Genomic DNA, 11,888 nt, shown 5'->3' with positions numbered 1-11,888 from the left:
AAAATATGTTTTTAACTATTCTTAAACGCTTTTATCTGTAAGATATATTGCGAGAATTTATTAAACTCATGGCTTTCAATATCATCCCAAATAATGTCGTAATAAGGTGCCAGCACATCGGCACTTCGATTCGCGTTAACCACTTCATCAAGACTTGAAAGTAACACCAACGCATTTCCTTTGTTTTTCTCACGGAAATTAGTCACACATTTGAGCGCGATATCCTCAAATTCTTCAGGTCGGTCAATTTTATCTTGTAAGATTTCACTTGGGAAAAGGGTTGGATTCAGCATAACCTGTTTAATTCCACACAGAAAACCAACACGTTCTGCCCAATACCCTCCTAAACCGACACCACAAATCAAAGGGGACTTATCCTCGGTTTTTGAGACTAATTTATGTACTTCTTGTAGTAAATGTTGCATATCATGACGTGGATGCAATGTGCTGTAATTCACAAAACGGACATCTTCATCAATATAACGTAGTTGCATCATTTTTTCGTAATCATTCGCATGGCTTGATGAAAATCCGTGTAAATAAATAATCATAACGTACTCCTTTTATGTCAGATTATCGGGTTTTATTTATCTTACGCAAAGCGCGGTGAAAAATCTGAAGATTTTTTGAATTTTGTGATCTTGCTCTCGAAATAAGCTATCATTTTTCCGGCAATATCCACACCACTGGTTTTCTCAATCATTTCAAGGCCAGGACTGGCATTGACTTCTAACACTAAATAGCCTCGCTCTGATTGAATTAAATCAACACCTGCAACATCTAATCCAATGGCTTTTGTCGCTCGAATAGCAAGCTGTTTTGCCGACTCAGGGATATCAATGGCCGTGGCTTTTCCACCTAAATGACAATTTGCCCGGAAATCATGTTGTTGGCTTTGTCGTTGCATCGTTGCCACAACTTCATCGCCAATAACAAAACAACGAATATCCGTGCCACTAGCTTGCGCAACAAATTCTTGTACTAACAATGGGGAATGGGAGCCAACATAGATACTTTCCGCTTGTTTCAAGGTATTCGCTAACATCACGCCCTCACCTTGCATTCCTTGTAACTGCTTAAGCACCACAGGTAGAGCCATTTGCTGAAAAGGCTGAGATATTTCACAGCCTGCAAAAGTCGAAAGAGGAATAGGGATATTCTGGTGAGTTAAAACCTGTAAACTTTGCCATTTATCCCGCGCCAAACGAACCGCGGCTTCCTGATTTAAACAAGGGATGCCTTGACCTTGAAAATGTTGCAAAACAAAGCACCCCATTTGTGTACTGGTTACGCCAAAACGCGGTAAAATACCGTCATAGCTCGACAATAAAAAAGCAACATCTTGAATACCTTGTTGATAATAAATGTCAAAGTGCGGTGAATTTGGGGTGAGTTTTAATAGGCAACGATTCGGATCTAAAATATCCATTTTATGACCGCGCTGTTGTGCGGCTTCATGTAAGCGCCGGCAACTATACAGGCGAGGTTCTCGGCATAACAGCAAAAAATTCATATTCATCCCATTTATTTAATACACTAATATATTACACCAATCAAAGAGTTCGGTGAAAACCCCTTTCTTATTTGATGACAACATTTTACAATAAATTACTTTTTACATAACAGAAGGAAAAAATATGTTCGTAGTTATCTTTGGTCGCCCTGGTTGCCCATATTGTGTTCGTGCCAAAAACCTCGCTGAAAAATTAAAAGGCGAAGTAGCTGATTTTGACTATCGTTATGTCGATATTCATGCAGAAGGCATTACTAAAGAAGATTTATCTAAATCTGTAGGTAAACCGGTAGAAACTGTGCCACAAATCTTTATTGATGAAAAACCAATCGGTGGCTGTACTGATTTTGAAGCATTGATGAAAGAACAATTTGGTGTAGTGGCATAATTCATTTCGCGTCATTATACAAGTGCGGTCAAAATCGAATAGGATTTTGACCGCACTTTTTTCTCTGACTACTCGCTAGTTAACCACGTGGATGGAATTTTTCATGTAAGCGTTTGAGACGCTCTTTAGCCACATGGGTGTAAATTTGCGTGGTAGAAAGATCACTATGTCCCAATAACATTTGAACAACACGCAAGTCCGCACCATGATTGACCAAATGCGTGGCAAAGGCGTGACGCAATACATGGGGCGAAAGACTATCACTATCGATTTCTGCAAGAACCGCATAATACTTGATACGATGCCAAAAGGTTTGACGTGTCATTTGAACAGCTCGCTTACTTGGAAACACCACATCAGAACTTTGTCCATTCAGCAACATCGGGCGACCATAATTAATAAATTTTGCGACCCAGTAAGCTGCCTCTTCCCCCATTGGCACAATTCGCTCTTTATTACCTTTACCTATCACCCGAACCACACCTTGCGACAAACTAATATTATCCATCGAAAGGGAAACCAATTCTGTAACACGTAACCCCGTGGCATAAAGCAATTCAAGCATGGCCTTATCGCGTAACTCTAATGGAATTTCGGTGCTAGGGGCTTGCAATAAATCCCCTACTTGTTGTTCCGTCAAATATTTAGGTAAACGGCTCGGCAATTTGGGCGAACTTAACACTGCGCTAGGATCATCTGTGCGATATTTTTCACGATATAAATACTGAAACAATCGGCGCATCGCACTCAACAAACGTGCCGTACTCGTTGCTTTATATCCCTGATTTACGCGCTCACCAAGAAATCCTTGCAAATCAACCGGATCCAAATCTAATAAGGTTAAGGATTGACCGCCTAACCAATTAGAAAGTGCGGTCAAATCTAAACGATAAGATTGAATAGTGTTTTCTGACAAACCTTTTTCTAACCAAAGTTCGTTAAGAAAAAGTTCAATGAGCGCGTTATCTTTCATCTAAAGTCTTTACTCATTCTCTTCTGCTTTTTTAGCATTCTCTGCTTTTTCTGCTTCCGTTTCCGCAAAAGCCTCTTCATCTGCTTTATCAATCGCACCTTTTATGGTGAGTTGAATTTCAGCAGAAATCACACGGTCAAAAATATCTGAAAGTGCATTCAATTTGCTTACATCTGCATTACCTTCATCATTAAAATAGCCATTTTCTTTTAAGCTATTAATAAAGGTAGAAAATACCGCTTTATCAAAAAATTCCGGCGCATTAATACCATGTAATACCGCTAAACGCTGTGCCACAGATTGACTTTCTTTTTCTAAAACTGCACGTCCAATTTCAGGGTGATTTTGTAAAATATTAATAGTAATCGTATAACGCTGTAAGATTTCACGTACTGCTGAAGCCCATAATTGTAAACTACGTACTCTTGAGCGGTTAATGCTGAGCATATTTTCATAGCAATGAATTAACTGCTGGCGTTGTAATTCCGCAATAATCTTCTCAATTTGCCCTTGAATGTCTTCTGTTGGAATATGCAAAAATAATTCCGCTTTAAGGAATGGGTAAATTTTGCTTACCGCCTCTACCACTAACTCTTTTTGGATCGCTTCATAATGTAACACTAAACTTGCCACCAAAGACGGCAACACAAATAAATGTTGAATATTATTGCGATAATAAGTCATTAGCACCGCAGAATTACGTTCTAAACGCACTAATTCACCAAAATTATCTTTTTCCACCAAAACACCCACACGATCTAAGCCCAATACGTGCTCCAACATTTCTTCCGGTGTTTCCGTTGGCAGGATTACATCTTCTGAATAAGGGACATTTTTTAGGAATTGTTGATAGCTACCTAATTGCTCTAATAATTGTTCACGAGCAAGGGCGCGTTGACGTGATGACAATAAGGCCGTCCCGGTTAAATTCATGGCATTGACGGCAGCCGCTTTATTGATATTAATCATCACTTGATGGGAAACACTATCCACGGCTTTATTAAACCAAGTTGGACGTTCGTCCGTTTCTTCTTTCCATTCAGGATAATGCTGATTTAAATAAGCACCTAAAGTAATTGGCTCGCCAAAATTCACAAAGCCTTTACCTAAATTGCGTAATTTTTTGATCACACGGAGCACTAAGCCGGCGTTTTCTTTTTCTTTCGCTGCACCACGCAATTCTTTAGCATAGGTATCCACTTCGATCACGTGTTCATAACCGACATAAACAGGGACGACAGAAATCGGACGCGTTTGGCTTTGTTGCAATGCCTGTAATGTCATCGACATCATCCCGGTTTTAGGCGTTAACAAACGACCTGTACGCGAACGTCCCCCTTCAATAAAGTATTCAACAGAATAACCACGATGGAATAGCTCTGCTAAATATTCGCGGAAAAGGGTTGAATATAAACGGTTTCCTTTGAACGTACGACGAATAAAGAATGCGCCCCAACTACGGAATAATGGACCTGCCGGCCAGAAATTAAGATTGATACCTGCTGCGATATGTGGAGGGACTAAACCTTGATGATATAGCACATAAGAAAGTAGCAAATAGTCAATATGGCTTCGATGACAAGGCACATACACAATCTCATGTCCATCTAGTGCCAATTTACGTACACGATCCGCATTCTCAACTTGAATACCTTGATATAATTTATTCCATAACCAACCTAAAAAACGATCAGCTAGGCGTAAACTCGTGTGATTCGTGTCTGCGGCAATTTCATGCAGAATTTTTTCTGCTTCTTTACGCGCTTTTTCCCGAGGGAGTTTCTTCGCTTTTGCTTCATCTTCAATTGCCTGTAATACCACGGGTAATTGTAGCAATTTATTAAACATGGCTTGACGATTTGGTAATCGTGGACCTGTGGCTGAAATACGTTGGCGAGCAAAGTGCATTTTGGCAATACGTGCTAATTTCTGAGAAATACGCTCATCGGCCCCATGATGTTCCACCATATAACGCATAGAAACCGCTTGAGAAAAACGAACAAAAGTGTCGCGCCCAAACCAAATTGCGGCAATGGTTTTCTGAATACCATTTAATAAACGTAAATTAGGTAAACCTTTATCTTCGCGCCCGGGTGAACGCCCCCAAAGCACGGATACAGGAATCACTTGAACATCCAATTCCGTTAAAGTGCGGTGAGATTCAAGATAATTATAAAAAATATTTTCCGTTTCTTTTTTTACGCCTTTCGATTTAAAAAATTGACGCCCTTCATCTAAGAAAACATAACGCGGCAAGGATTTCCCAGCGATTTCATTATTGATTAAAGGGTCCGGCAAACCAATATTTAAACAATTGTTGCGGAAAACCACAAAATCAGTTTGTGAGGTGTAAGGTAATACGTAAACAACAGGTTGTTCCGTATTAAGTTGTAATTCTTCAATGGGACAATGTGGAATAGGGTTATTTTTGACTAAAAAAGATAACGGAAATTCCAAGCATTTTCTATATAGATTGATGAGTGCTGACATAGTTAAATTCCATTGTGTCGGTTAAGAGCATATCCGACCAGAGTTTAGCATAAAAAGACCCAGCTTTCAGCTTAAAAAAAGAGCGAGCCCACAATTCTGTGAACTCGCTCACGAAAATAACGATAATTTTATTTTTCAAATAATTCAGCATGTAATGCGCGCACAACATCATCCGCTTGCGTACTTTGAACAAGCATACAGACGTTATTCGTGCTTGCGCCATAACTGATCATACGAATATTGTAATCATTCAACGAATCAAATACACGTTTTGCTACGCCTGCAGAAATGTGTAAGTCATTACCAATCAATGCTACTAATGATAAGCCTGTATCCACTTTTACTGTGCAAACTTCGCTTAATTCTGTTAGTAATTCATTCGATAATAATTCCGCACCGGATGACGCCGAACCTGTTTTATCTAAGGTTAAAGCCACACTCACTTCTGAAGTGGTAATGGTATCCACAGAAATTTTGTGTTTCGCCAAGATATTGAAGACATTGGCTAAGAAACCTTGCGCATGCAACATATTTAAGCTCGAAAGCGTTAATAGCGTTTGATCACGGCGTAACGCAATTGCGCGGAAAGTTGGGCGCGGTTGAGGATCACGTGTTACCCAAGTACCGCCATCTTGTGGTGCTTTACTTGAACCCACATAAACAGGAATATTACTACGTACAGCCGGTAATAAGGTAGCCGGGTGTAATACTTTTGCCCCGAAAGTCGCCATTTCTGCCGCTTCAGCAAAACTCATGGTATCAATACGTTGTGCCGCAGGAACGATACGCGGATCAGTGGTATAAATACCGGCTACATCCGTCCAAATTAAAACGTCTTTCGCTTTTAATACTTCCGCAATTAAAGCCGCAGAATAATCTGAACCACCACGACCTAATGTTGTGGTTTTACCATTTGGATCACGGCCAATAAAGCCCTGAGTAATCACTAATTCACCACGATCAATTAATGGTTTTAAAATATTGTCGCTATTTTTCTGTGTTTGTTCATCATTCGGTGCTGCTTTACCAAAATGGCTATTTGTTGCCACGATGGAGCGAACATCCAGCCACGTTGATTGTGCATTTAATTCACGCAACACTTCCACGAAAATGCGGGTTGACATCATTTCACCATGGCTAATTAACTCATCCGTTAACGCCGTAGAAGTAGCAAGAGAAGCCGCTTCAGAAAGGCTTTCGATATTCGTTAACAATGCTTCAATTTCAGGACGAACCAAGCTGTCGTCTTTTAGTTCAGTTAAGATATTTTCCTGAATCTGACGCACTTCACCTATTAATTTTGCACGTTGCTGTGCATCTACGCCATTTGCCAATGCAACTAATAAATTCGTCACGCCTGCAGAAGCCGAAAGTACCACTACGCGTGTATTCGGATCGGCTAAAACGATTTTGGCGCAAGCTGTCATTGCGGCATGATTTGCTACACTCGTACCACCAAATTTTGCCACTGAAAGATGAGACATAGATAACTCCTGTAAAAAATAGTTGTGAAATTTTGAATAACTATACAAATAATGATTTTATTTAATTTTGTCAAACAAAAAATAAGGAAAATACACAAATAATTGCATTCTCCTTAAACAGATCAAATTTTATTGTGAAATTCTTAAAAATTCATCAAAGAAAGTCGGGAATGTTTTTGCTGTACATTTTGGATCCAAAATGGTCACAGGTGTATTAGACAACGCCACCAATGCAAAACACATTGCCATGCGGTGATCATTATAGGTTTCAATTTCTGCATGCCGGAACTGAGTAAGTGCCAGAGGTTGAACTCGAATAAAGTCTTCACCTTCTTCCACTGTTGCCCCTACTTTACGCAATTCAGTTGCCATTGCCATTAAACGATCCGTTTCTTTTACTCGCCAGTTGTAAATATTGCGAATAACGGTTTCGCCTTTAGCAAACAATGCGGTCGTTGCAATCGTCATAGCCGCATCGGGAATATGGTTCATATCCATATCTACGCCAACCAATTCACCTTGTTCCGCTTGGATAAAATCATCGCCCCAAGTAATGTTTGCGCCCATTTTTTCCAATACATCCGCAAACAGACGGTCACCTTGAATACTATTTTTACCTACACCAGTAACTTTAACACAGCCTTTGATTGCGCCTGCCGCCAAGAAATAAGAGGCGGAAGAGGCATCCCCTTCCACTAAAAAGGTTTTCGGTGATTGATATTGTTGATTCCCTTTCACAACAAAACGTTCATAATTTTGGTTGTCAACATCCACTCCAAAAATCTTCATCATATTTAAAGTAATATCAATATAAGGTTTAGATACTAACTCACCGATAATCTCAATTTCTGTATCGGCCACAGCCATTGGCGATGCCATTAAAAGCGCGGTTAAAAATTGCGAAGAAACAGAGCCATCAATTTTTACTTTTCCACCTTTTAACCCAGTATTACGAATTGCCACTGGTGGATAGCCATCTTGCTCTAAATATTGCACATCCGCCCCGGCTTGCAAAAGCGCGTCCACCAAATGTTTAATCGGACGTTCTTTCATCCGTGGCTCGCCAGTCAACACAATTTCAGCCGGTGCAGCATGAGAATTGGCTAAACAAAGTGCCGCCGTTAACGGGCGCATTGCAGTCCCCGCATTACCTAAAAATAAAGACAATCCATTTTGCCATTCAAAAGCACGTCCTAAGCCTTCTACTTCACAAATAGATTTATCTTCTGAAAGTGTGTATTTTACGCCTAGATGCTTTAACGCATTGAGCATATGACGCACATCATCGCTATCAAGCAAATTTGTCACTTTTGTTGTTCCATTAGCCAGCGCCGCTAATAATAACGCACGGTTTGACAGGCTTTTTGAACCGGGAAGGTTAATTGTGCCTTCCACGCGATTAATCGGGTTTAAAGTAATTTTTTCCATTGTATTGATATCGGTCTATCTTGATATAAAGAAGCGGTATTATGTGGCACTTGTACAAAGCTGAAATGGCGGTTGGTGAGCTTGTCGAACCATAAGACATTTCAGCGGTTACTGCACAAGACTTACGTTTCGACAGGCTCAACGACCGTCTTGTGCAACTGCTACATAATATCGTAAATAAGGTTATTTAAGATTTAACACTTTCACCAAAGCTTTAAACAAGCGCGCATTTTCTTCAGGTAACCCTATACTAATACGTAAATGATTTGGCATGCCATAACCTGCGATAGGGCGAACAATCACGCCTTCACGTAACAGTGCATCATAAATCGGTGCAGCCGGTTGTTTAAAATCAATGGTGATAAAATTGCCTTTTGACGGAATATACTCCAAGCCATATTGTTGACAAAATGCTTCGTAACGTTGAAGCTCTTGACGATTATTTTCAGCGACTTTTTGAACAAAAGCATCATCATTCATGACCGCGATCGCTGAGGCTAAAGCCAAGCTGTTTACATTAAACGGTTGACGCACACGGTTGAAAAGATCGGCAATTTCAGGACTTGAAACCGCATAACCAATACGTAAACCGGCCAAACCATAGGCTTTAGACAAAGAACGTGACACCACTAAATTCGGGTATTTATTTAATAATCCGAAAGAATCTACTCGCTCATCAACGGCAGTAAATTCCGTATAAGCCTCATCTAAAACCACAATAATATCCGACCGCACTTTTGCTAGAAAAGCATCAATTTCCGCTTCGGTTAAGAAATTACCAGTCGGGTTATTTGGGTTCGCAATATAGATTAATTTGGTTTTCTCATTAATGGCTGCTAAAAAACCATTTAAATCATGTCCCCAGTTTTTAGCCGGAATTTCACGCGCTATCGCATTAATAGCCTTGGTTACCAAGGGGTAAACGATAAAAGCATATTGTGAATAAATAATTTCATCTTGTTCAGAAGCAAAAGTATGCGCCACTAATTCAAGTAAATCATTGGAACCATTTCCCAAGGTAATTTGTTCAGGATTGACCTTAAATTTTTGACTGATTGCTTGTTTTAACTCAAAACCATTACTATCGGGGTAGCGTGTTAATTCATCTAACTGAGCGCAAATCGCCTTTTTCGCACTCTCAGGAAAACCAAAGGGATTCTCATTTGACGCTAATTTGATGATATTAGTAATACCTAACTCACGTTCGAGTTCTTCAATAGGTTTACCGGCTTGATAAGGTGAAAGCGACTGCACACCTTGATTGGCTCGTTGTAAAAATGACATATTGTTGACCGCAGTTTTATAAAATCACAAGAAATTGGGCGAATATCATTCGCCCTTACATAAGCAAATTAAGCGTTTTCCGCTTCAAATTTTTTCATAAATTCGATGAGTGCTTGCACACCTTCAATAGGCATAGCGTTATAAATAGATGCACGCATACCACCTAACACTTTATGACCTTTTAAGGCTTGCAAACCTACTGCGGTTGCTTCCGCGACAAATTTTGCATTTAACTCGTCATTATCCGTTGAGAAAGTCACATTCATCACAGAGCGGTTTGCTTTGGCAATGTAGTTACGATAGAACGCACTTTGATCAAGATAGCTATAAAGTAATGCCGCTTTTTCTGCATTGCGCTTTTTATAAATATCTAAGCCACCTTGTGCCAACATATGTTTAAATACAAGTGCGCATAAATACCAAGCAAAAGTCGGCGGAGTATTAATCATTGAATCTGCGTTAGCTTGCGTTTCATAATTCCAAATAGACGGCGTAGCTTGACGTGCTTTACCGATTAAGTCTTCACGCACAATAACAAGTGTGATCCCTGCCGGTCCTAGGTTTTTCTGTGCCCCGGCGTAAATTAAGCCAAATTTGCTGATATCTATTTGTTCAGACAGAATATCTGAAGACATATCTGCCACAAGCACCCCATTACCTACGTTAGGAATCTCTTTAATTTGCACACCGGTAATGGTTTCATTGGTGCAATAGTGAACATAATCATATTGCTCAGCAATGTCGCTAAAATCCGTACGATTAACGGCAATCACACCATTGTCATCTTTCTCAATAATGCTCACTTCATCTAACTCAATAAAATTACGTGCTTCTTTTGCCGCTGTCGCTGACCAGTGACCACTATTTAGATATAAAGCTTTCCCTTTTTCTCCACCTAAATTCATAGGAATAGCGGCAAATTGACCACGTGCCCCACCTTGTAAGAATAAAATCTTATAATTATCCGGCACATTAAATAATTGGCGAAGATCTTTTTCCGCTTCCGTAATCAGCCCCATAAAATACTTACCGCGATGGCTCACCTCCATGACAGATGTGCCTTGATTTTGCCAATTTAATAATTCTGCTTGTGCTTTTTCTAATACCGCTTTAGGCATCATTGCAGGACCGGCGCTAAAGTTAAATACTTGTGTCATGATTGCTTCCTAATAGTTATAAATAATTTTGAAAAAAGTGCTTGTATTTTTACCACCATCAGCCTGATCAAGCAACGAATTTTCCGCAAATTCGAAAAAAATTTGATCTAAACCACAAAATGGTTCTTAACACTTTGACGTTACAGAAAAAAAACGCTAAATTAAGGTGTCTGTTTTACTTTAACGAGGCTTAAATAATGGAAAATGCTAGCAAACAATCCTTCCAAGATGCGTTGGAATATGTGCGTATTACTCGTCAACGCAATAAATTACTTCGCGACATTGACGATTGCGAACGTAAGATTCGTGACAATAAAAAACGCGTGTTGTTACTGGATAACTTAAATGACTACATTCAAGATGGAATGACTATCGCAGATGTGCGCGCTATTATTGAAAATATGCATGATGACTATGAAAACCGTGTGGATGAATATGTGATCAAAGCAGCAGAAATGTCAAAACAACGCCGCGAATTAAAAACGCGTATGAAAGAGCTTAAAGCTTCACATTCTGCATTAGCTAAAAAAGAAAAGTAATTCCTATTCAATTTGAAATAAACAAAAAGTGCGGTTAAATCAACCGCACTTGGATTGCTGACAAAGCTCATCTTTGGGGAACCACCTAGCACGAGCCGTGCTAGGTTCGTTAAACCCAGCCCCGCTGGGGCTGAATAGAAGAGCCGCAGAGCGGCTCAGATTATGTAACCCTATACGGCTCGTATAGGGTTTGTCAACGGTCTGAGTGCGGTCTAATCAACCGCACTTTTGTATAGAAAAGAATGTGAAAGATTAATTACCACCTCGTTCATAGATAATTTCCACACCTTCCTCATCTTCTTCAGACCAGTCATCCCAGAAATCATCTTCGTCTTCTTCCACGGCATTTGCCATGGCTTGTTGATGATAATCATCCCATTTGAATGTCACTTCTTCCGCTTCTTTATTTTCTTCTTCCACTTCTCGTGGATTAGCTTCAATAAAGTCCATAATTTCATTGGTTAAATCAGACACATTTTTGCCCGTTGCCGCTGAAATTAAGAAATACGCTTCATCAAAACCTAACCGTTCTGTAATGTCTTTAGCGCGTTCTTGTGCTTCTTCATCACTCATGGTATCAATTTTATTGAACACCAACCAACGGGGTTTATCCGCTAATTTTTCGCTATATT

Annotated in this window: 10 protein-coding genes and 1 pseudogene; 2 read left to right on the top strand and 9 right to left on the bottom strand. The window is 39.8% G+C overall.

The genetic code is table 11. The features are described from left to right. Positions 1 to 11: 11 nt before the first annotated feature. Both ycfP and Q0O89_RS09505 read right to left on the bottom strand, forming a co-directional pair. Positions 12 to 551, bottom strand: coding sequence for an alpha/beta hydrolase YcfP (ycfP, locus tag Q0O89_RS09510; RefSeq protein WP_293731474.1), 540 nt, complete (start codon positions 549 to 551; stop codon positions 12 to 14). A gap of 41 nt (positions 552 to 592) precedes the next feature. Then, positions 593 to 1,513, bottom strand: coding sequence for a RimK family alpha-L-glutamate ligase (locus Q0O89_RS09505; RefSeq protein WP_293731473.1), 921 nt, complete (start codon positions 1,511 to 1,513; stop codon positions 593 to 595). Between the two features lie 124 nt (positions 1,514 to 1,637). On the opposite strand from Q0O89_RS09505, the gene Q0O89_RS09500 reads away from it, so the two are divergent. Continuing rightward, positions 1,638 to 1,901: a GrxA family glutaredoxin gene (locus Q0O89_RS09500; protein ID WP_059365476.1), complete on the top strand. Its 264-nt coding sequence runs from the start codon at positions 1,638 to 1,640 to the stop codon at positions 1,899 to 1,901. A gap of 79 nt (positions 1,902 to 1,980) precedes the next feature. Here Q0O89_RS09500 and xerD read toward each other — a convergent pair whose 3' ends face one another. From xerD to serC, 6 genes are all read right to left on the bottom strand, one after another. Continuing rightward, positions 1,981 to 2,874, bottom strand: a complete 894-nt coding sequence (gene xerD / locus Q0O89_RS09495) for a site-specific tyrosine recombinase XerD (protein WP_293731472.1) — start codon at positions 2,872 to 2,874, stop codon at positions 1,981 to 1,983. A gap of 9 nt (positions 2,875 to 2,883) precedes the next feature. Then, positions 2,884 to 5,364 carry a glycerol-3-phosphate 1-O-acyltransferase PlsB gene (gene plsB / locus Q0O89_RS09490; protein WP_293731471.1) on the bottom strand — a complete coding sequence of 827 codons (2,481 nt, stop codon included), beginning with the start codon at positions 5,362 to 5,364 and terminating at the stop codon, positions 2,884 to 2,886. A gap of 128 nt (positions 5,365 to 5,492) precedes the next feature. Further along, on the bottom strand, positions 5,493 to 6,848 hold the full coding sequence (lysC, locus tag Q0O89_RS09485; RefSeq protein WP_293731470.1) for a lysine-sensitive aspartokinase 3: 1,356 nt from the start codon (positions 6,846 to 6,848) through the stop codon (positions 5,493 to 5,495). A 129-nt stretch (positions 6,849 to 6,977) separates the two neighbouring features. Next, complete coding sequence (aroA, locus tag Q0O89_RS09480; protein WP_293731469.1) at positions 6,978 to 8,276, bottom strand: 3-phosphoshikimate 1-carboxyvinyltransferase; 1,299 nt, start codon at positions 8,274 to 8,276, stop codon at positions 6,978 to 6,980. Positions 8,277 to 8,459: 183 nt separating this feature from the next. After that, a complete protein-coding gene (gene hisC / locus Q0O89_RS09475; RefSeq protein WP_293731468.1) occupies positions 8,460 to 9,560 on the bottom strand; it encodes a histidinol-phosphate transaminase in 1,101 nt (366 codons plus the stop codon). Between the two features lie 68 nt (positions 9,561 to 9,628). Further along, positions 9,629 to 10,717, bottom strand: coding sequence for a 3-phosphoserine/phosphohydroxythreonine transaminase (gene serC, locus Q0O89_RS09470; RefSeq protein ID WP_293731467.1), 1,089 nt, complete (start codon positions 10,715 to 10,717; stop codon positions 9,629 to 9,631). Between the two features lie 197 nt (positions 10,718 to 10,914). On the opposite strand from serC, the gene Q0O89_RS09465 reads away from it, so the two are divergent. Continuing rightward, positions 10,915 to 11,256 carry a DUF496 family protein gene (locus Q0O89_RS09465; protein ID WP_293731466.1) on the top strand — a complete coding sequence of 114 codons (342 nt, stop codon included), beginning with the start codon at positions 10,915 to 10,917 and terminating at the stop codon, positions 11,254 to 11,256. A 252-nt stretch (positions 11,257 to 11,508) separates the two neighbouring features. On the opposite strand, the pseudogene obgE reads toward Q0O89_RS09465, so the two are convergent. Continuing rightward, a pseudogene (obgE, locus tag Q0O89_RS09460) lies at positions 11,509 to 11,888 on the bottom strand (GTPase ObgE); the annotation flags it as partial.

The organism is uncultured Actinobacillus sp. (assembly GCF_945915845.1).
Classification (GTDB): Bacteria; Pseudomonadota; Gammaproteobacteria; order Enterobacterales; family Pasteurellaceae; genus Exercitatus.
This window is presented reverse-complemented; position numbering and strand designations above follow the sequence as displayed.

Coding starts and splice junctions, on each gene's coding strand:
- ycfP (WP_293731474.1), bottom strand. CDS start 551: ATGATTATTTATTTACACGGATTTTCATCAAGCCATGCGAATGATTAC.
- Q0O89_RS09505 (WP_293731473.1), bottom strand. CDS start 1,513: ATGAATTTTTTGCTGTTATGCCGAGAACCTCGCCTGTATAGTTGCCGG.
- Q0O89_RS09500 (WP_059365476.1), top strand. CDS start 1,638: ATGTTCGTAGTTATCTTTGGTCGCCCTGGTTGCCCATATTGTGTTCGT.
- xerD (WP_293731472.1), bottom strand. CDS start 2,874: ATGAAAGATAACGCGCTCATTGAACTTTTTCTTAACGAACTTTGGTTA.
- plsB (WP_293731471.1), bottom strand. CDS start 5,364: ATGTCAGCACTCATCAATCTATATAGAAAATGCTTGGAATTTCCGTTA.
- lysC (WP_293731470.1), bottom strand. CDS start 6,848: ATGTCTCATCTTTCAGTGGCAAAATTTGGTGGTACGAGTGTAGCAAAT.
- aroA (WP_293731469.1), bottom strand. CDS start 8,276: ATGGAAAAAATTACTTTAAACCCGATTAATCGCGTGGAAGGCACAATT.
- hisC (WP_293731468.1), bottom strand. CDS start 9,560: ATGTCATTTTTACAACGAGCCAATCAAGGTGTGCAGTCGCTTTCACCT.
- serC (WP_293731467.1), bottom strand. CDS start 10,717: ATGACACAAGTATTTAACTTTAGCGCCGGTCCTGCAATGATGCCTAAA.
- Q0O89_RS09465 (WP_293731466.1), top strand. CDS start 10,915: ATGGAAAATGCTAGCAAACAATCCTTCCAAGATGCGTTGGAATATGTG.